Source organism: Clostridium sp. BNL1100 (assembly GCF_000244875.1).
GTDB lineage: Bacteria > Bacillota > Clostridia > Acetivibrionales > DSM-1351 > Ruminiclostridium.
The window spans coordinates 3,278,967-3,298,759 of record NC_016791.1 but is presented as its reverse complement, the minus strand read 5'-3'; the positions used below and the strand labels follow the sequence as shown (position 1 = coordinate 3,298,759).

Annotated in this window: 18 protein-coding genes, 1 pseudogene and 1 other annotated feature; of the genes and pseudogenes, 17 read left to right on the top strand and 2 right to left on the bottom strand. The window is 37.6% G+C overall.

From position 1 onward, the window contains the following. Nucleotides 1-165: 165 nt before the first annotated feature. From CLO1100_RS13865 to serA, 9 genes and pseudogenes are all read left to right on the top strand, one after another. Entirely contained in the window at nucleotides 166-1,164 is a 999-nt protein-coding gene (locus tag CLO1100_RS13865) for an energy-coupling factor ABC transporter permease (RefSeq protein WP_014314385.1), read from the top strand. 23 nt (nucleotides 1,165-1,187) lie between these two features. After that, nucleotides 1,188-1,985, top strand: a complete 798-nt coding sequence (gene cbiQ / locus CLO1100_RS13860) for a cobalt ECF transporter T component CbiQ (RefSeq protein ID WP_014314384.1) — start codon at nucleotides 1,188-1,190, stop codon at nucleotides 1,983-1,985. Between the two features lie 20 nt (nucleotides 1,986-2,005). Beyond that, nucleotides 2,006-2,767, top strand: coding sequence for an ABC transporter ATP-binding protein (locus CLO1100_RS13855; RefSeq protein ID WP_014314383.1), 762 nt, complete (start codon nucleotides 2,006-2,008; stop codon nucleotides 2,765-2,767). Nucleotides 2,768-2,986: 219 nt separating this feature from the next. Then, complete coding sequence (locus tag CLO1100_RS13850) at nucleotides 2,987-3,418, top strand: DUF3842 family protein (protein WP_014314382.1); 432 nt, start codon at nucleotides 2,987-2,989, stop codon at nucleotides 3,416-3,418. Next, entirely contained in the window at nucleotides 3,405-3,599 is a 195-nt protein-coding gene (locus CLO1100_RS13845; protein ID WP_014314381.1) for a CooT family nickel-binding protein, read from the top strand. Before CLO1100_RS13850 ends, CLO1100_RS13845 begins: the two co-directional genes overlap by 14 nt. 90 nt (nucleotides 3,600-3,689) lie before the next feature. Next, nucleotides 3,690-4,568, top strand: a complete 879-nt coding sequence (locus tag CLO1100_RS13840; RefSeq protein WP_014314380.1) for a tetratricopeptide repeat protein — start codon at nucleotides 3,690-3,692, stop codon at nucleotides 4,566-4,568. Between the two features lie 277 nt (nucleotides 4,569-4,845). Beyond that, nucleotides 4,846-5,460: pseudogene (locus CLO1100_RS13835) on the top strand (glycoside hydrolase family 11 protein); the annotation flags it as partial. 479 nt (nucleotides 5,461-5,939) lie between these two features. Continuing rightward, nucleotides 5,940-6,101, top strand: a complete 162-nt coding sequence (locus CLO1100_RS20505) for a hypothetical protein (protein ID WP_014314378.1) — start codon at nucleotides 5,940-5,942, stop codon at nucleotides 6,099-6,101. 50 nt (nucleotides 6,102-6,151) lie between these two features. Next, nucleotides 6,152-7,759 carry a phosphoglycerate dehydrogenase gene (gene serA, locus CLO1100_RS13830; RefSeq protein WP_014314377.1) on the top strand — a complete coding sequence of 536 codons (1,608 nt, stop codon included), beginning with the start codon at nucleotides 6,152-6,154 and terminating at the stop codon, nucleotides 7,757-7,759. Nucleotides 7,760-7,813: 54 nt separating this feature from the next. On the opposite strand, the gene CLO1100_RS13825 is transcribed toward serA, so the two are convergent. Further along, entirely contained in the window at nucleotides 7,814-8,260 is a 447-nt protein-coding gene (locus tag CLO1100_RS13825) for a MarR family transcriptional regulator (RefSeq protein ID WP_014314376.1), read from the bottom strand. Nucleotides 8,261-8,560: 300 nt separating this feature from the next. On the opposite strand from CLO1100_RS13825, the gene CLO1100_RS13820 reads away from it, so the two are divergent. Next, a complete protein-coding gene (locus CLO1100_RS13820) occupies nucleotides 8,561-10,828 on the top strand; it encodes an ABC transporter ATP-binding protein (RefSeq protein ID WP_014314375.1) in 2,268 nt (755 codons plus the stop codon). Beyond that, the gene (locus CLO1100_RS13815; protein WP_014314374.1) at nucleotides 10,825-12,687 is read left to right on the top strand and encodes an ABC transporter ATP-binding protein; all 1,863 of its coding nucleotides are present in this window, start codon (nucleotides 10,825-10,827) and stop codon (nucleotides 12,685-12,687) included. The genes CLO1100_RS13820 and CLO1100_RS13815 overlap by 4 nt, the downstream gene beginning before the upstream one ends. 75 nt (nucleotides 12,688-12,762) lie before the next feature. Here the strand turns inward: CLO1100_RS13815 and CLO1100_RS13810 are convergent, their stop codons facing one another. Beyond that, a complete protein-coding gene (locus CLO1100_RS13810) occupies nucleotides 12,763-14,067 on the bottom strand; it encodes a DUF1015 domain-containing protein (RefSeq protein WP_014314373.1) in 1,305 nt (434 codons plus the stop codon). Nucleotides 14,068-14,272: 205 nt separating this feature from the next. Between CLO1100_RS13810 and CLO1100_RS13805 the strand changes: the two genes are divergently transcribed. From CLO1100_RS13805 to CLO1100_RS13780, 6 genes are all read left to right on the top strand, one after another. Then, entirely contained in the window at nucleotides 14,273-14,818 is a 546-nt protein-coding gene (locus tag CLO1100_RS13805) for a PRC-barrel domain-containing protein (protein WP_014314372.1), read from the top strand. Nucleotides 14,819-14,835: 17 nt separating this feature from the next. Beyond that, a complete protein-coding gene (locus tag CLO1100_RS13800) occupies nucleotides 14,836-15,015 on the top strand; it encodes a YtxH domain-containing protein (protein ID WP_014314371.1) in 180 nt (59 codons plus the stop codon). Nucleotides 15,016-15,105: 90 nt separating this feature from the next. Further along, nucleotides 15,106-16,155, top strand: a complete 1,050-nt coding sequence (locus CLO1100_RS13795; protein WP_014314370.1) for an AI-2E family transporter — start codon at nucleotides 15,106-15,108, stop codon at nucleotides 16,153-16,155. 66 nt (nucleotides 16,156-16,221) lie between these two features. Next, nucleotides 16,222-16,470 (top strand): hypothetical protein, encoded by a 249-nt coding sequence (locus CLO1100_RS13790; protein WP_014314369.1) that lies wholly within the window; start codon nucleotides 16,222-16,224, stop codon nucleotides 16,468-16,470. A gap of 60 nt (nucleotides 16,471-16,530) precedes the next feature. Continuing rightward, nucleotides 16,531-16,774, top strand: a binding site (T-box leader). A gap of 42 nt (nucleotides 16,775-16,816) precedes the next feature. After that, nucleotides 16,817-17,056, top strand: a complete 240-nt coding sequence (locus CLO1100_RS13785) for a hypothetical protein (RefSeq protein ID WP_014314368.1) — start codon at nucleotides 16,817-16,819, stop codon at nucleotides 17,054-17,056. Between the two features lie 32 nt (nucleotides 17,057-17,088). Further along, nucleotides 17,089-19,740: a valine--tRNA ligase gene (locus tag CLO1100_RS13780; RefSeq protein ID WP_014314367.1), complete on the top strand. Its 2,652-nt coding sequence runs from the start codon at nucleotides 17,089-17,091 to the stop codon at nucleotides 19,738-19,740. Nucleotides 19,741-19,793: the final 53 nt, after the last annotated feature.

Below are 19,793 nucleotides of genomic sequence, written 5' to 3'. Positions count from 1 at the left end.
TGTTTGACACATAAATTTCTTTATTGTAGAATAGCTATGAAACGAGATCATGAAGGTCTCCCTGATTAACACTTATTATTCATTTTAAATTTAATTAGACCCAAGAAGGGCTAGTATCTACATACCCTTATGGGTCTATTATTATGTAAAAGGGGAAGATCAACAATGCATATGGGAGATTTTATGCTGTCACCGGCGGTCGGAGGTACAATAATGACGGCAGCTGTGGGAACAGCGGCAGTATCAATAAAAAAAGTAAGGGACATGGATGAGAAAAAAATTCCTTTAATGGGAGTAATGTCCGCTTTTGTTTTTGCTGCACAAATGATTAATTTTACCATACCCGGAACAGGTTCAAGTGGCCACCTTGCAGGTGCAATAATGCTTTCAATTCTGCTGGGGCCCTATGCGGGATTTTTGTCAATAGCGGCAATTCTTCTTATACAAGCACTGTTTTTTGCTGACGGAGGACTGCTTGCCTATGGCTGCAATGTAATAAATATGGGGTTTTTTGCATGCTTTATTGCATACCCACTGATATACCGTACTATAACTAAAAAAGGACTCACCAGAACAAGATTAATGACAGGAAGTATTCTGTCGAGTGTGGCTGCATTACAGATGGGGGCTTTCAGTGTGGTAATTCAAACACTGCTGTCAGGAAAAACAGAGCTGCCCTTTACTCAGTTTGCACTTGCCATGCAGGGAATTCACTTAGCAATAGGCGCCGTGGAAGGCGTGGTAACGGCTGCGGTAGTGTCATTTGTCTGGAAGGTGAGGCCAGACATAATTAATACCGAACCTTCTGAAAAAAGTAAAAAGCAGGGTTATAAGTCTGTAATTATTGGTTTTCTTGTTGCTGCAGTACTTCTGGCAGGGGGTATATCACTGTTTGCATCTGCAAATCCCGACGGTCTGGAGTGGTCAATAGGCAAGGTAGCAGGGGACAAAGAAATAAAAGGGGAAACCCAAGTACACAAATCACTTGAAAAAGCACAACAGGATATTGCGGTATTGCCGGACTACAGTTTTAAGAAACAGGAAAATGCCGATGAATCCATGGGAACGGTTGTTTCCGGATTAGTGGGTTCAGGAATTACAGTGGGCTTGGTACTGGTGGCAGGTTATTTGATAAAGCTGATAAAGCGGAAGAAAGCTAAATAAACAGTTAATTTTGGAGTATTTTTATGACAGACATAGCAGGGGCATTATATGAAATAAAGCATTTGGATGAACTATCTAAAAGAGATAATATTATTAATAATATTCACCCTCTGGTTAAACTCATTGTTACTTTGGCTTATATAGGGATACTTGCATCCTTTGACCGATACGAGGTATCTGCACTTATACCGTTTATAATGTATCCTGCTGCCGTCATGATTATTTGCGAAATACCTATGGGCAAGATTATAAAAAGGGTTCTGGCTTTGGAACCCTTTATTATTGTGGCCGGAATACTTAACCCCATATTGGATAAAAATACCATGTACATTGGAACTGTAACCATGTCAAGCGGATGGTTGACACTAATTTCGCTTATAATAAAAAGTACACTGATGGTCTCGGCGGGATTTCTGCTAATTGCAACTACAGGAATCGATGATATAGCAGGAGCAATGAGCCTGGTGAAAATACCATCCATATTTGTACTGTTGTTTTTGCTGACATACAGATATATTTTTGTCCTTATGGATGAGGCTGAAAGACTTTTAAAAGGTTATTCATTAAGAGCACCCGGCCAAAAAGGTGTAAAAATCAAGGTTTGGGGCTCAATGATAGGACAGCTGCTTATAAGAAGCTTTAACCGTGCTCAGATAATATATCAATCCATGGTTTTAAAAGGGTATAATGGAAGGTTAAATATTTCAGGAGTCAAGGGTATCGGGTATGCAGAGGGAATTTATCTGCCGGCATGTGTTTTGTTTTTTATAATGTCAAGATTGATAAATATACCGATGTTTATAGCGGGGTTTTTTCATTGAGAATTTTTATGGGAGGTCTTATGAGTCATCACAAAATAGAACTTGAAGAAGTCAGCTTTAATTATCCTGACGGGCATCAGGCACTTGATAACGTCACTATTCTGATTGGACACGGGGAATCGGTAGGGGTTGTTGGAGCCAACGGAGCCGGTAAATCAACGCTGCTTTCAATATTATCAGGAATACTGTTTCCCCAAAAAGGCAGTGTAAGAGTTGGGGATATCCCTGTTACAAAGAAAACCCTTTCAGATGTAAGGCGTAGTATAGGTCTTGTATTTCAGGAACCTGACGACCAGCTGTTTATGACATCGGTATATGATGATGTAGCTTTTGGGCCAAGGAACTATCGTCTTGATGAAAAAGAAGTGGAGAGAAGAGTAAACCGTGCCTTGGAAGAAGTTGGAATACCTCATCTGAAGGACCGTCCTCCATACAAGCTTTCCGGCGGTGAAAAGAAGCTGGCAGCTATAGCTGCGGTTATTTCCATGGAGCCGGATATACTTATAATGGATGAGCCTACCGCTTCATTGGACCCGAAGGCAAGACGTAAGGTCATGAACATTCTTAAAGGTTTCAGTCATACAAAAATTATAACAAGTCACGACTTGGACATGATAATGGATATGTGTGATAGGACAATAGTTCTGAAAAATGGCAAAATAGCGGCTGACGGGCCCACAGTGGATATATTGGGAGATAGCAGTCTTATGGATCGGTGCGGGCTTGAGATACCTCTTGCAATGCAAAACTGTCCTGTATGTAAGAAATCTAAATTTATGTGAGCTCCTTGTGTGTTTATGAAAAGAGATTCTTTAAAAAAATAAGAAAAAATACGTTCAATACTTTACAGAATATATTTATTACTTATAATGGTAATAGAATGTTCGTTTAGATAGTATCATGAGAGGACAGTACTTAATGGCCGGGTGAACATTTTGAAGATGCCTTTTGTGGAATTGTTTGGTATAAATTTTGCAGGTTAGTAATGGTTGGGAGGTTATATGCGGGTTGCAGTTATAGACGGTCAGGGCGGAGGAATAGGCAAACTTATGATTGAAAAGCTCAGGGCTTCATTTGGGAATGAAATTGAGCTGCTTGCCTTAGGAACTAATGCACTTGCCGCATCATTAATGCTCAAGGCCGGTGCAAACGAGGGAGCCTCCGGTGAAAATGCAATTTTATTTAATGCATCGAAGGTGGACATAATAATTGGGACAATAGGGATTGTATGCGCTAATTCCATGTTGGGCGAGCTCACACCTGTAATGGCAGCGGCTATTGCACAAAGCCAAGCGGTAAAGATATTGATTCCTTTGAACAGATGCAACATTCTGGTAACCGGAACTTGTGATGAGCCGCTTCCACATCATTTGGATGATGCAATAGCTATGGTTGGAAACGTAATAAGGAGTGATAAAAGTGTGCGAGGCTAATGTATATCTTGTAGATAAGAACGGTAAGGAGACTCTTGTTCTTGATTCGGTAGACAAGGTTATTCCTGATAAAGATGAAATAATATTAGAAAATATTTATAACGAAAGAAAAACAGTAAGAGCAAGAATAAAAGAAATGGAACTTGTTGAACATAGAATTATTTTGGAAAGTATAGATTAATATTTTATAAAAACAATTTTAGTATATGGGATAGTGATAATATTGTATTTAGTTTGTTATAAAACTTTTTGTTTTTGCGGAGGTTTGGTGATGGATAGGGCTCCAAAACTCTCCCTTTATTTTTATAACAAAGCTCTTAATATTTATTTAAAAAAAAGTTTGGAAGTTGACTTTATAGATTTATTGCTGAATATTGCCGTTACTCTTGATTCCCTTGGAAAACAGCGGGATGCGGTTAAAACATACAAAAAAGTTTTGGAAATAAATCCACATGAAGCCAGAGCATATTACGGTCTGGCAATAATCTATGATGACAGGAAGGAATTCGACAAAGCCATAGAAATGTACAAAACGGCTATTGAGATAAATCCTGACTACTCAAAAGCATATTTTTTTCTCGCCAATTCATGTGATGAGAGCGGGCGAAAAGATGAAGCAGCTGAGTACTACGAAAAGGCAGCAGAGCTTGAACCGTATCACTTCTGGGCATATAACAACCTTGCTGCCGTGTATGAAGAAATGGGGAAATATGACAAAGCCCTGATTGCTATAAGAAAAGGCTTGGAACTGGAACCCAACCATTTTAAGGCGCTTTTTAATGCCGGGGTAATTATGAATAGGCTTGGATATACCCAGAAGGCTATAGCGTATTATAACACGTCTATAGAAAAGAACCCCAGATATCCTTATAGCTATCTGAATCTTTCTCTTATATATATGGAGGAAAACGACATAGGTAAAGCTATAGAGGTTATTTCAAATGGGATAAGATATAACTCTGATGCTTCTTTTTTGTACTATAACAGAGCTTGTTTTTACGTTCATACAGGTAATCTGAGTCTTGCCTTAAACGATTTAATTACCGCAACAGATTTAAGCAGTGAGTTGGAAGAATACATGAAAACCGATAACGAAATAGATCCTTTAAGAGAAATGGAATTATATAAAAAAAGATTCGCATATGTTTAAAAATATGTGACAACTTAAAATACCTAACGAACATCAGGAAAAAACCTAATATTCGTTAGGTATTTTATTTATGCATTATGGAATGCAATTATTTACAGTAAAGTTCAAGATATTACAACGGAAATGCAATTATTTACAATAAAGTTCAATAATTTACAACAAAAATATTTACAAATAAGATTATATATGGTAATTTAATATTTGGGTGTTGAAAATAATTTGCAAGGAGGAATGTGATGTGAAACAAAAGGTAATGGGGCTGTTTTTAGCAGTTGTAATGTGCTTTACATTTACTGCAATGAACGTAAATGCGGCAACAACTATCACCTCAAACCAGACCGGTATTCAGGACGGGTACAACTATGAGTTGTGGAAGGACTACGGTAACACAAGCATGACTCTCGGGAGTGGCGGAGCTTTCAGCTGCCAGTGGAACAACATTGGTAATGCACTATTCTCTAAAGGTAGGAAATTTGACGCTACTCAGACATACCAACAGCTTGGAAACATAACAATCAACTACTCTGCAATTTTCAATCCCGGTGGGAATTCATATTTGTGTGTTTACGGATGGACGGTATCTCCTTTGGTGGAATTTTACATTGTGGATAATTGGGGTACATATCGTCCTACAGGAACTTTTAAAGGTACTTTTACTGTTGATGGAGGTACATATGACATATATCAGACAACTCGTGTCAACCAACCTTCCATCGAAGGAACCCAAACTTTTAAACAGTATTGGAGTGTTCGTCAAACTAAACGTACCAGCGGAACAATTTCTGTCAGCGAACATTTTAAAAAGTGGGAAAGCTTAGGAATGACAATGGGTAAGTTGGTTGAAATTGCATTTACTATCATAGGTTATCAAAGCAACGGAAATGCTTATATAACTAACAATACACTTACTACAAGCCCTACAGAGAACCCAATAAGCCCAAGTTTAGGAACAGAAACGGAAAATTCAGTTGGTTTGTACTTCAGATAACGGTACGTTAAAGCATACGTTGATTATTTGGAGATCAAATAAAAATTAATTAAGTGAAGAAATGTGATAGGTTTTGTTGTAACATCTGATTTATTATTTGGCAAAAATCCCGGCGGATATCTTTCAGCCGGGATTTTTGTTTAAATAAATTTAGTACATAACTTTGTTATTTTCTTGGCATAGTTTATTAATTTAACTATAATAAATACAATAATTAAATATAAGTGGATGATTGTTGTGGGAGAGACGTTTTAGAATACTAAAACTCAGAGGTCAAATAATTTTTTTATTTGGCCTTTTTTATTTTTAACAATTCAGGTACCGGGGATGCCGAGAATAAACATGTTCAATAATAAAAATTAATATAAATATACTGGAGGGCTTTGCCATGGAAGAAGAAAGTATCTTCCTACATAATAACTGCTGTTAAAGCACCGAAAGGAATAGATATTTCAAAGGTAATAAAAACATTTGCCGCTTTGGAGTATTCCTTGAGTGAGGCAGGCTACAAAGTAGGAATGGGAGCATCAGTGGGAGTAGTTTAGAAGGCACTTCTATAAAATGTTGAGAATTAATAACGGGAGGTATTAGTTATATGAAAATAATTGTCACAGAACGAATCGCAGAAGACGGCATTAACTATCTTCTGGAGAATGGACATGAAGTAGATACAAAGTACGGAATATCCCACGAAGAATTACTTAAGATTATAGAGAATTACGATGCAATAATAGTAAGAAGTGTTACTAAAGTAAATGAAGAGCTTTTGCAAAAGGCCGGCAAATTGAAGGTTGCAGGACGTGCAGGAAACGGTATCGACAATATTGAAGTGCCTGCTTGTACCAAGAGAGGTATCATTGTTGTCAATACCCCTGAAAGTAACATTATGGCTGCTGCTGAGCTGGCAATCGGGCAAGCATTTGCCATATTCAGAAACATACCTCAGGCACACTGGGCAGGTAAAGCTCAAAAGGATTTCAGAAGAAGCAGCTTCAATGGAAACGAGCTTGATGAAAAGACAGCCGGTGTAATCGGTTTGGGCAGAATAGGCTCCATAGTAGCTACAAAACTCAAGGGATGCAATATGAAGGTAGTTGCATACGACCCGTATATAACTGATGAAAAGTTCAAAAAGCTTGGTGTAGAAAGATGTGAAACTCTTGAAGACCTGTTGAAACAGAGCGATCTGATAACTCTGCATACTCCTAAGACAACAGAAACATATGGAATTATAGGTGAGGAGCAATTAAAGCTTTGTAAAAAAGGTGTAAGAATAGTAAATGCCGCAAGAGGCGGTTTGGTTAATGAAGACGCTTTATATAACGCAATCAGAGAAGGGCATGTGGCAGCTGCTGCACTGGACGTTCTTAACCCTGAACCAAACTATGACAAAAAGCCTGAAGATCAGGATTTTCAAAACAAGCTTTTTGAACTTGACAATGTAATAATCACTCCTCACCTTGGAGCCTCAACGGCTGAAGCAAACTACAATGTAGGTACTGCCGTTTCAAAGCTTGTTTCAGATGCGTTAAAAGGTGAAATGGTTGCAGCAGTTAATATGCCTCCTATGAAAAACAAGGATTTGAATGAGATGAGGCCTTATCTTGATTTAGCTGAAATACTAGGTAAAATATATTACCAGGCTGAAAAGGAAACAGTTAACAAGATCGAAATAGTTTACAGCGGAGAACTTGCAGAGCAGGAAACAAAGATACTGTCACTCTCAGTTTTAAAAGGCTTCCTTGAAATAGTAATTAAAGAAAAGGTAAACTATGTAAATGCTGAGTTCATTGCAAAGAACATGGGAATATCACTTATAGAAAGTAAAAGCTCACAGCTTGAAAAATACACTAATCTGATTACTATAAAATTCTTTACAAAGAGCCAAGCCCTATCAGTTTCCGGTACTGTTTTTGCAAAAGAAGAAATACGTGTTGTTGATTTCTTCGGTTACAAACTTGACTTTGAACCGACTCCTTATGTTTTGGCAATTCAGAATGTAGACGTTCCGGGTATTATTGGTCAGATAGGAACAATACTTGGTGCAAGCGATATCAACATTGCTGCAATGCAGTGGAGCAGAAACCACAAGGGGGAAAAAGCGGTTGCATTTGTAAGCGTTGATTGCGAAGTTCCGGCAAATGTCCTTGAACTTATTAAAAAGATTAACGGTGTATTGAAGGTAACATTGCTTAAATTCTGATAATAAACATAAAAAAGGCTGGGGAATTATTCCTTAGCCTTTTTTAGTAAAGCTCTATTTAATTTTCAAAACAATATTATTTAATTCAGGTACAAGATTTTTTAGATTTATCAAATCATTATCATCCAGACTCGACAACTTTTCTACAAATAAACTTTTGGCTTTATGTTCAATGTCGCGCAATAAAGTACATGCTTTTTCAGTCAATTTAACCATTATTACCCTTCTATCATTGGGATCGTCATATCTGTCCGCATAACCTTCGGCAATAAGCTTGTCAATAATCGGTGTCATATTAGGCCTTGAAATTATCAAGTCATTCGCCAGCTGCGATACCGGACAGGGGCCGAGTTTTGCCAGCCTGAACAGTACTTTCGTATGGGACGGCGGAATAGGCAGTCCTTTGAACATAGTTGACGGGTTAAATATTCTGCCGCTTAAATGAAGTACAAGCAAAAACAAATCATCAGATATACTATTAATTTCTTCTTCGGGTAACATTCCATTAACTCCTTTTAAAAAGATAAACTACTATATTTTCCAATAAACAAGACATAAAATAAATATCTGCGTATATTTATTTGTTATACAGTAGTATTACTGACTTATTACTTAATATTGTAATTATAAACTATTTAAATTAATAATACAATCAAATTATTATTGACATATAATAGTTATATAAATATAATTAAAAAATGAACTGTTAATACACCAAATTATAAAAGTAAATTGGATATGGTCTTGAATATAAATTTGTCATACGGCAAGACTTTACCCTACTGCAGAAAGGAGCAATACATGGGGAAATTAATGAGACATTTGAAACCTCATATAATATCAATTATTGGCATAGTTTTATTTTTACTTGTCCAGGCATATTGTGATTTATCTCTGCCGGACTATATGTCTGATATTGTTAATGTAGGTATTCAACAGGGAGGTATTAAAAATGCTGTACCTGATATAATCAGAAAAACTGAGATGGACAAAATAACTTTTTTTATGAATGATAATGATAAAAAAACTGTTTTGGACAATTATACTTTAATTGAAAAAGGTAAAGCATCTCAGGCTGATATGGATAAGTACTTAAAAAGGTATCCTGAAATTAAAAATAACGATGTATACAAGCTGAATACAAGCGACAGTGAGGTTATTGACAAGATAAATACTGCAGTCGGAAAGCCGATGCTGTTTGTAGGAGCTATCGAAGGTTCAATTAAAATGTCGGATAATTCATCGGAAAACAAAAGCAATACAGCCGGTAACAGTGAGATGGAGAAATTATTCGCCAATGTGCCTAAAGGAACCGATCCATTTACGGTTATTACTAAGCTCCCCAAAGAGCAGCTGCAAGGCATGATGAAATCAGTTAATGATAAATTTGAGAGTATGCCCGACAGTATAATCACACAGGGTGCAGTTAAATATGTGCAGACAGAGTACAAAGATCTCGGAAGGGATACCGGAAATCTTCAGTCCAATTATATACTGATAGCCGGTTTGAAGATGCTTCTTATATCTCTTATAAGTATGTGTGCTACTGTTACGGTTGGTCTGATGGCTGCAAGAGTTTCAGCCGGCGTGGGCAGAAGCATGAGAAAGAACGTATTCGAAAATGTAGTTGGATTCTCAAATGCCGAATTTGATAAATTCTCCACTTCTTCTCTTATTACAAGAAGTACCAACGACATACAGCAGGTACAGATTTTCCTGGTAATGTTCCTGAGGATGGTATTCTATGCTCCAATCCTTGGTATAGGCGGTGTATTAAAGGTATTACAAACAGATACATCAATGACATGGGTTATTGGAGTGGGCGTTTTAGCTATAATGGCTTTAGTAGGGGTATTATTCGCTGTAGCAATGCCGAAATTCAGAAGTATGCAGAAACTTGTTGACAAGCTTAACCTTGTAACACGTGAATCCTTAACAGGTATGCTTGTAATCCGAGCTTTTGGTACTCAGAAAACAGAAGAAGAAAAATTCGAACAGGCAAATACCAATTTTACAAGAACAAATCTATTTGTTGGAAGAACCATGTCAGCTATGTTCCCTGTAATGATGCTTCTAATGAATGGTGTTATGATATTGATAGTATGGGTAGGTGCACATCAGGTAGACTTGGGAAATATGCAGGTCGGTAATATGATGGCATTTATACAATATGCTATGCAGATTATTATGGCATTCCTTATGATTTCAATGGTTTCCATAATTTTACCACGCGCATCAGTTTCAATAGCACGTATAGGTGAAGTTATTGATACAAAAGGTTCAATTAAAGACCCTGATGTATCCAAAGATTTTGTGAACGGAATGAAGGGTACTGTGGAATTTAAAAATGTTTCATTTAAATACCCCGGTGCAGAGGATGATGTTATATCCAATGTAAACTTTACGGCAAAACCCGGCCAGACTACTGCATTTATAGGGAGTACGGGAAGCGGAAAATCAACTCTTATTAATCTGATACCTAGATTTTATGATGTTACTGGAGGACAGATTCTTATTAATGGAGTTGATATAAGAGATATTTCTCAACATGATTTAAGGCAAAAAATAGGGTATGTTCCGCAAAAAGGTATTCTGTTCTCAGGTACAATTGAAAGCAACCTTAAATACGGTAATGAGTCAGCAGGTGAGGAAGATATAAGAACTGCCGCGGAGATAGCACAGGCTATGGACTTTATAAGTGAGAAGGAAGAGGGCTTTAAGACTGATATTTCACAAGGCGGTACCAACGTGTCCGGTGGACAGAAACAAAGGCTTTCGATAGCCCGTGCTCTTGTTAAAAAACCAGAAATATTTATATTTGATGATAGCTTTTCTGCATTGGACTTTAAAACAGATGCAGCATTAAGAAAGGCACTTAAAGAAAAGACAGAGGGTGCAACAGTACTTGTAGTAGCACAGAGAATAAGCACCGTAATGTCTGCAGACCAGATACTTGTTCTGGATGAAGGCCAGGTTGTGGGAATAGGAACTCATAGGGAGCTAATGGAAACCTGTGATGTTTATAAACAGATTGCCTTATCTCAGTTATCAAAGGAGGAATTGGCATGAGTGAAAATAAAATAAAGCATGAAAGACCCAGAAGACAAGGCCCTATGGGTGGTGGTCCAATGGGAATGAAAACAGAAAAGGCCAAGGACTTTAAAGGCACAATGAAAAAATTGCTTGCCTACATGAAGCCATACAGACTGTCTATCATAATAGTACTTATATTTGCTATTGGCAGTGCCGCATTTTCCATTGTTGGACCAAAGATAATGGGAAATGCTGTTACAAAGATTTATCTTGGTTTGGTGGATAAAGTCAGTGGTACAGGTAAGGGGATTGACTTTGATTATATTGGGGAAAAGTTATTATTTCTAATAGGATTGTATGTAATAAGTGCCATATTCTCATTCATACAGGGTTATGTAATGGCGGGAGTTGCACAAAAGGTTTCATACAAGCTGAGAAAAGAGCTTTCTCAGAAAATAAATCGTATGCCGTTGAAGTTCTTCGATAAGGTTACCCATGGAGAGGTTTTATCAAGGGTTACAAATGATATTGATACCGTCAGCCAGACCTTGAACCAAAGCTTATCACAGATATTTTCTTCTTTTACAATACTTATCGGTGTATTGATAATGATGCTGTCAATAAGCTGGCTTATGACTTTGGCCTCAGTGCTTATCATACCGCTGTCAGTTATATTTATATCGCTGATAGTTAAAAGGTCACAGAAGTATTTTAAATCCCAGCAGGAATATCTGGGTCATGTTAACGGCCACGTTGAAGAAGTATTCAGTGGACACAACATAATGAAAGCCTTTAACGGTGAGAAAAAAGCAATTGAACAGTTTGACAGTCTGAATAATACACTGTTTAAGTCAGCCTGGAAATCACAGTTCCTTTCCGGTATGATGTTCCCGATAATGGGTTTCATAGGAAATATCGGATACGTTTTAGTAACAATCCTTGGTGGTTGGCTGACAATCAAGAACAAAATCGAAGTAGGAGATATAGTTTCATTTATACAATATGTACGTACTTTCCAGCAGCCCATAGGTCAGGCAGCACAGATTGCAAACGTGCTTCAGTCAACAGCAGCTGCTGCGGAAAGAGTTTTTGCATTCCTTGAAGAAGAGGAAGAAGTCGAGGATGTTTCAAAACCAGCAGATACTGCAAATGTTAAAGGCGGAGTTGAATTTAAAAATGTTCATTTTGGGTACAATCCTGAAAAAATCATAATTAATGACTTCTCGGCCAAGGTAAAACCGGGCCAGAGAGTTGCTATAGTTGGTCCTACCGGAGCAGGTAAGACTACAATGGTTAAGCTGCTAATGCGTTTTTATGATTTAAACGGCGGTGACATATTCATTGATGGTATTAATATTAATGATTTCAAACGAAATGATTTGCGTGAATTGTTTGGAATGGTTCTTCAGGACACTTGGTTGTTTAATGGAAGTATTATGGAAAATATTCGTTACGGAAGATTGAATGCAACTGATGAAGAGGTTAAGGAAGCTGCCAAAGCAGCACATGCACACCACTTTATTAAGACCCTTCCGGAAGGCTACAACATGATTTTAAATGAAGAGGCCAGCAATGTATCACAAGGTCAGAAACAGCTCCTTACAATAGCCAGAGCTATTTTGTCAGACCCTAAGATTCTTATTCTGGATGAAGCAACCAGCTCCGTTGATACTCGTACTGAAGTACTGATACAAAAGGCTATGGAAAACCTCATGAAGGACAGAACAAGCTTTATCATTGCTCACAGATTGTCTACAATCAGAGATGCGGATTTGATTCTGGTTATGAAGGACGGAGATATCGTAGAGCAGGGTAACCATGAGGAACTCCTTGCAGCAAACGGATTCTATGCTTCCTTGTACAACAGCCAGTTTGAAACTGCTGAAGCATCATAAAATAGATAAATAAAAAATTAAAACCTTCCTTTTAGCCCAAAAGCAAAGGAAGGTTTTTTAATTATAGAGAAAGAGTTATTTTATCTTTCTACATTCCAGATAGAAACGTTTTTCTTCTGCTTCTCCCATGGAGAAGGTTTTCCTTGGCAGCGCTCCATCTAAAATAACAGTTTTAAAAAGATCAGTTTTATTCATTGAGGGCAAATAAATGCCCATGTTTCCCGGTTGTGACCCGAGTTTTGTTACAACATCCTCACCGTGAATATAATCAATTTTAACTTGAGGGTGTTCTTTCATGTAATAATCAAGGAAAGCCTGAAGTGTACCTACTTCCAGATTGCTTACAGGATTATCGATCAGGATTTCTCCTGAACCGTTTGAGGTTATGTACTTGAATACATGTGGTTTTGAGTCCCTACTACCTGAATTGTTTTTGTAGTAAGCAGAAAACTCATTTAAAAGATTTTTTGCATCTACATTAAACAATACCCTGTGAATAGGTTCAAATACCAGACCTTCGTCGTGGACGTTTACAAGCTCAACTAATGCATATCTTGCGGGATGGTTTTGCTGTTCTTCGTAGGAAAGACTTGATTTAACGTTTTCCCAGTGGCCTTTTGCCGAGGCAAGAGAATGATTACCGTCGCCCACTGCAAATAGCAGTACATCTTCCTGATTTTCCAGATCATATTTTTTACGGAAATTTTCCAAGTCAGCAAGTTGAGACAGTGCCTCTGCAACTGAGGAAAGATCTTCTTCATCAGACACTCGATAGCCTTTTATGTGTCCTCCGTCCATCATAAGCTCGAAGTCATACAACTTTTCCAGTTTATCAGCTTTTTGAGCCAAAGGTTCAATAACCTTTCTGTCCGGGTCGTCTATAAGAACCATAATATGAGGAAGCTCTATAGGAGCATTCTGACGAATTTTTATACGGGGAGGAAGTCTCTCTATGACTGTACCCTCGGTAGCTCTTATGAAAGTGCAAGAACCCTTTGTATAGTTATAACATTCAAGATCAAGTGCGACCATAAGCCCCTTTCTCGACTGGGTATGGGTAGTTTTCCTGTCTACAAGAATAAAACAGTCCTCCAGTTCATTTAACGTACCGGATTGTATATAGTTATCCATGTTATTGTTAATTGTATTTATTCTGGTGTCACTGTCACCATCCTCCAAATATACCTCAGGAAAGATTATATTATAGGTGGAGGGATTACCCTTAGTAAGGTCCGCAACTTTTTCCCAGTAACCGCGTTCGGATGTGTATTGATCACATGCAACAACAGCCCATTTTTCAAGTTGATATTTTGAATCAGGGAGCATAATTTTTGGAATTATTAAACCTAATTCTGATAGTGTTTTTTTGTAATTATTCATTATATACCTCACAATTTAGCGAATTAAAGTATTCATGTAAATTCTACATTAATTGCACTTTTTAGTCAATTTAACGCATCAACTTCCATAATAAATTTTGGCTTTATTATTATTTAATTTCTCTGAATGATTTAAAAAATATAACAAATAATAATGTGTGTACAAATTGTTAAATAAGAGACTAATTAAAGTGCAGGTGAGCAGAATGTTGAGTATGTACAGCCATGTTTTAGGACTGCCGGTAATAAGTGCAAGCAATGGATTGAAAATAGGAAATCTGAAGGATGTTGTATTTTCCAGAGAAAATAAAGGCGTAATAGCTTTTGTAATGGAAAAGGGAGGTAATCCTGTAAAAGGTAACGTGGTAATGCTGCATGACGTTCTGAGTCTGGGTAATGATGCATTGATAGTTAGTAATCCGGACTGTCTGCTCAATTACAGAAAGTTTAAGAAATCCTTTGAAAAAAGCGAGAAAATTGAGCTTCGGGGATTGAAAATATATACCCGGCAAGGAGAGGATATAGGAGTTGTTCAAGATATCCTTTTTGACTACAGAACAGGCAAAGTTGAAGGAGTGCAGGTTTCTGACGGCTTGGTTCAGGACATCCTCAGAGGAAGAAGTATTCTACCTTTTATCGGCAAGGTTGAAATAAGCAATAGTAATATTTTAATTGAAAACGGAGCAGTTGAAGAGATGGTAAGTACAGGCGGAGGCTTACGAAGCCGGCTTGGGCAAAATACTTTAATGTAAAACAGGAGGAGTGGACTATGTTGAGAAATTTTACAAAAGGTTTGGTAATCGGAGGATTAATTGGTGCATCTATCAGTGTTTTAACAAATCCTGAGGTAGTTGATCCCAGAATGAGAAGAAGGATGATGAAGTCCGGAAGAAAAATTTTACATCGTTCAAACAATATGCTGGGTGAAATGATTCAAATGTTCAGATGATCAGGATGTTTTAAAACCAAGTAGATTAGGCAGGGGTCTGCTGTATAAATCTGTTTGCAGCAGACCCAAATACCATAAATGGAGTGTACTATGGCTAACACAAGAAAAATTATATTTTACATAATATTAATACTATTAGTAATTGGTACAGCAGTATTTGTCTATTTCTATATTGATAAAATAATTAAGATTCTTTTTCCATTTTTTATGGCTGCCTTGATAGCATACATTATATATCCCATGGTTATAAGGTTTGAACGTAAAGGAGTAAAAAGAAGTGTATCAATAATTTTGATTTATGTATTTATTGCTCTGACTCTGATTTTTTTTGGTATTTACATTATGCCTGAGGTTCTGAGTAACGGAAAGGAGCTTTTTAAAACCCTCCCCAATATAACAAGCAGTTATCGAGAGTATTTTAATAACTGCATATCCCGAATAAAGGCAAGTAAATGGCCCCCGGAAGTAAAAAACCTGATTTTTAATGAGATTAATTATGGCTCCGGGTTTCTACAGGTTTATGCTGCCAGAATAATGAAGAAAACACTGTCTGTACTTGCTTCCTCAATTGTAATCATGCTTAACATAGTACTGTCCATGTTAATAGCATACTACTTTTTAAAGGATGCAGAAACTTTGAAAAATTCCACGCTCATGCTTGTCCCAAAAAAAATGAGAAATGATTTTATAAATACAGGAAGGGAATTAAATGCAATAGCCACCCATTTCATTCAGGGACAGCTTACGACGGCACTTATTGTTGGTACAATGGAAACTATTGGACTTTACCTTGTCAGGATAAAATATCCATTTGTGCTTGGACTGCTGGGGGGCGTGGCAAATATGATTCCATATTTCGGCCCGTTTCTGGGGGCTATTCCGGCAGTTGCGGTGGCATTACTGCAATCGCCCTATAAAGCTGCTTTAGCGGCACTTGTTTTTATAGTTGTTCAGCAAATTGATAATGCATTTATTTCTCCCAAAATTATTGAAGGAAAACTGGGACTGCATCCTGTGACAACAATCATTGCGGTACTGGTGGGAGGAGAATTTTTTGGTATTATAGGAATGTTGATAGGAGTGCCTGTGGCGGCAATGTTGAAAGTTATTCTTAAAAAGGTAATAGATTTGATAGTGTAGACTCTATTGCTTTAAAACAAAAGATTATTTATTATATAAATAAAAGAGTGTGGAAACGGAGAAGATATGAAGCTTAATAGAAAGACCAAATTAACTATAATTGTAGTAATTGCCGGAATGCTGATTTTATATGGTATACTTGACAGGATTTTTTCCTTCAATTTGAATCCCAAAACAGTAAATAATGTGGGTATGGTTCTCATGATAGTGGCTTTTGTGCTGCTTTTCAGTGATAACAAAAGAAATAACAGTTCATCAACTGATGATACAACCGAAGTGACAACCAATGACGAAGACAAAGAAAATCACACTTGACAGTAATGCTCATATTATATATCATAAATTTAATAATCTTTTTTTAAGAAATGATATGGAATAAAGGCTGTGAACAAGAGGAGTATACAGTCGGTTGATACCCAAAGAGAGAAGCGATTGGTGAAAAGCTTCGGATCGGGACTGTAGAAGGTAGCTTGGGAGCTCTGCACCGAAATAACAGTAGGCTGCAGCGGAGTTGCGAACGTTAACTCGTCAGAGATCATCAATAAATTTATAGGAATTTGACCTGTAACATTTATTCGTGAATTTTGGTGGTACCGCGAAATAAGACTTCGTCCAAATATTGGACGGAGTTTTTTTAATATAATCAGAAAGGAGAATAGAAATGAAACCTATTGAAATATTGTCTCTGGTCTTAATGGCTATTGGATTTATAAGTGTTTATATGGCAAAACCTATAGTGAAAAAATTTGATTTGGCAAAAAAACAGACTTGTGAGCATGAAGCAGAAATGACTGAACTGGAAGTAGAGGAATACAAGTTTAACAAGGCTGTTTTTAATATAAAAATGTTAGGATTTCTTGTGGCAACACCGGGAATTGCTTTATTAATAATTTTCAGATAGTTTTTATTTAGAATAAACAGGAGGTTGTTTTTATGGATGAACAGCAAAACATAGCTAAGCAATACGATCCGGGACAGGTTGAGGACCGGCTATATAAAAAATGGATGGATGAAGGTTACTTCCACGCAGTACCTGACAAGAATAAAAAACCTTTTACAATTGTGATTCCTCCACCAAACATAACAGGACAGCTTCATATGGGCCATGCTCTGGATAATACCTTACAGGACATTCTCATAAGAACAAAGAGAATGCAGGGCTACAGTGCATTGTGGCTTCCGGGAACTGACCATGCAAGTATTGCAACAGAAGCAAAGATTGTTGATGCAATGGCAAAAGAGGGTATATCAAAGGATATGCTGGGACGTGAGAAATTTCTTGAAAAGGCTTGGGAATGGAAAAAGGTTTACGGTGGCAGGATAGTTGAGCAGCTTAAAAAACTTGGAAGTTCCTGTGACTGGGAACGTGAACGTTTTACAATGGACGAGGGACTTTCCAAGGCAGTTCAGGAAGTTTTCCTGAAGCTCTATGACAAAGGCCTGATATACAAGGGAGAAAGAATTACCAACTGGTGTCCAAAGTGTAATACTTCAATATCTGATATAGAAGTTGAGTATGAGGAACAAGCAGGTAACTTCTGGCATATCAAGTATCCCGTAAAGGACTCTGAAGAATTTGTAATAATTGCAACTACCCGTCCGGAAACACTTTTGGGTGATACCGCTGTTGCAGTAAATCCCGAAGACGAGAGATATACACACTTGGTAGGAAAAACCTTGATTCTGCCTTTGGTAAATAAGGAGATTCCTGTTATAGCCGACTCTTACGTTGACAAGGAATTTGGTACCGGTTGTGTTAAAATAACACCTGCCCATGACCCAAATGACTATGAAGTTGGGCTTCGTCACAATCTGCCTCAGATAAGGATAATGGACGACAATGCCATAATGAATGACAACGCCGGTCAATACAAGGGTATGGACAGATACGAAGCCAGAAAGAAGATGGTAGAAGATCTGGAGAAGCTGGGACTTCTGGTTAAGATTGAACCCCATACACACAATGTTGGTACTTGTCAGAGATGTAGGACGGTTGTCGAACCTCTTATCTCAAAACAATGGTATGTTCGTATGAAGCCATTGGCTGAACCGGCTATAGATGTTGTAAGGGATGGAACAATCAAATTTGTACCTGAGAGATTTTCCAAAATATACTTTAACTGGATGGAAAATATTCAGGATTGGTGTATTTCAAGACAGCTTTGGTGGGGACACAGAATACCTGCATACTATTGTCAGGAATGTGGGCATATGATGGTTCAGGGAACTGCCCCTGATACCTGTTCAAAATGCGGAAGCAAAAGAATTGAACAGGACCCGGATACACTGGATACATGGTTCAGTTCGGCATTGTGGCCTTTCTCAACACTAGGCTGGCCTGAAAAAACAGAGGATTTGGAATATTTTTATCCTACAGATGTACTGGTAACAGGCTATGATATTATATTCTTCTGGGTTGCAAGAATGATATTCTCAGGTATGGAGCATATGAAGCAGGAGCCTTTCAAGTATGTATTCATACACGGTATTGTTAGGGATTCGCAGGGCAGAAAGATGAGTAAGTCCCTTGGCAACGGAATAGACCCTCTGGAGGTAATAGCCCAGTACGGTACCGATGCACTGAGATTTGCCCTTATAATTGGAAACTCACCGGGAAATGACTTGAGATTCTCACCTGAAAAGGTTGAATCTTCAAGAAACTTTGCAAACAAGGTATGGAATGCTTCAAGATTCGTTCTGATGAATTTCGACGAAGACCTTGATTTCAGCAAGGTAGACAAGAAGAAGTTTTCTATTGCAGATAAATGGATTATGAGCAGAATAAATACTGTAACTAAAGAGGTTACTGAAAATATAGAAAAGTTTGAGCTTGGTCTTGGTTTGCAGAAAGTATACGACTTTATATGGGAAGAATTCTGCGATTGGTATATCGAGATGGTTAAGCCTAAACTTTATGACAGGGAAAGCGAAGGAAGGCTGGAAGCACAGTATGTTCTTAACTTTGTTCTTGGAAACGCTATGAAGCTGCTGCATCCGTATATGCCTTTCGTAACTGAGGAAATCTACACTCACCTGATAAATGACGGCAGAAGCATAATGATTTCCCAATGGCCGGAGTACAGCGAAGAACTGAACTTTGCAGCAGATGAAGCAAAAATGACCATCATTATGGATGCCATCAGAAGTATAAGAAATACCCGTGCTGAAATGAATGTTCCGCCTTCAAGAAAAGCAAAGATTATATTTGTTGCAGCCGGCGAAGCAGAAAAAACTACTCTGGCAGAAGGAACTTCTTTCTTCCAGAGACTTGCAGGTGCATCTGACATAACAGTTCAACTGAACAAGGAAGGAATTCCTTCTGATGCTGTAGGAGCAGTTGTTCACGGTGCAGAAATATTCATTCCTCTTGATGAGCTTATAGACATTGATAAGGAAATTGAAAGACTGGAAAAGGAAAAGAAAAACCTTGAGGGAGAACTAAAAAGAGTAATAGGAAAGCTCAGCAACGAAGGCTTCGTTGCAAAAGCACCGCAGAAGGTAATAGAAGAAGAAAAGGCAAAGCAGGCTAAATACCAGGATATGTTTGACAAGGTAGTTGAAAGACTGGAAAGCCTGAAAAAGTAATAATCCAATACAAACTAATCAAAATACTCCTATTCACTTTGGTAACAGTTTTA

Bases quoted from the DNA above. Each gene is read 5' to 3' on its own strand.
- CLO1100_RS13865 (WP_014314385.1), top strand. From the start codon at position 166: ATGCATATGGGAGATTTTATGCTGTCACCGGCGGTCGGAGGTACAATA.
- cbiQ (WP_014314384.1), top strand. From the start codon at position 1,188: ATGACAGACATAGCAGGGGCATTATATGAAATAAAGCATTTGGATGAA.
- CLO1100_RS13855 (WP_014314383.1), top strand. From the start codon at position 2,006: ATGAGTCATCACAAAATAGAACTTGAAGAAGTCAGCTTTAATTATCCT.
- CLO1100_RS13850 (WP_014314382.1), top strand. From the start codon at position 2,987: ATGCGGGTTGCAGTTATAGACGGTCAGGGCGGAGGAATAGGCAAACTT.
- CLO1100_RS13840 (WP_014314380.1), top strand. From the start codon at position 3,690: ATGGATAGGGCTCCAAAACTCTCCCTTTATTTTTATAACAAAGCTCTT.
- serA (WP_014314377.1), top strand. From the start codon at position 6,152: ATGAAAATAATTGTCACAGAACGAATCGCAGAAGACGGCATTAACTAT.
- CLO1100_RS13825 (WP_014314376.1), bottom strand. From the start codon at position 8,260: ATGTTACCCGAAGAAGAAATTAATAGTATATCTGATGATTTGTTTTTG.
- CLO1100_RS13820 (WP_014314375.1), top strand. From the start codon at position 8,561: ATGGGGAAATTAATGAGACATTTGAAACCTCATATAATATCAATTATT.
- CLO1100_RS13815 (WP_014314374.1), top strand. From the start codon at position 10,825: ATGAGTGAAAATAAAATAAAGCATGAAAGACCCAGAAGACAAGGCCCT.
- CLO1100_RS13810 (WP_014314373.1), bottom strand. From the start codon at position 14,067: ATGAATAATTACAAAAAAACACTATCAGAATTAGGTTTAATAATTCCA.
- CLO1100_RS13805 (WP_014314372.1), top strand. From the start codon at position 14,273: ATGTTGAGTATGTACAGCCATGTTTTAGGACTGCCGGTAATAAGTGCA.
- CLO1100_RS13800 (WP_014314371.1), top strand. From the start codon at position 14,836: ATGTTGAGAAATTTTACAAAAGGTTTGGTAATCGGAGGATTAATTGGT.
- CLO1100_RS13795 (WP_014314370.1), top strand. From the start codon at position 15,106: ATGGCTAACACAAGAAAAATTATATTTTACATAATATTAATACTATTA.
- CLO1100_RS13790 (WP_014314369.1), top strand. From the start codon at position 16,222: ATGAAGCTTAATAGAAAGACCAAATTAACTATAATTGTAGTAATTGCC.
- CLO1100_RS13785 (WP_014314368.1), top strand. From the start codon at position 16,817: ATGAAACCTATTGAAATATTGTCTCTGGTCTTAATGGCTATTGGATTT.
- CLO1100_RS13780 (WP_014314367.1), top strand. From the start codon at position 17,089: ATGGATGAACAGCAAAACATAGCTAAGCAATACGATCCGGGACAGGTT.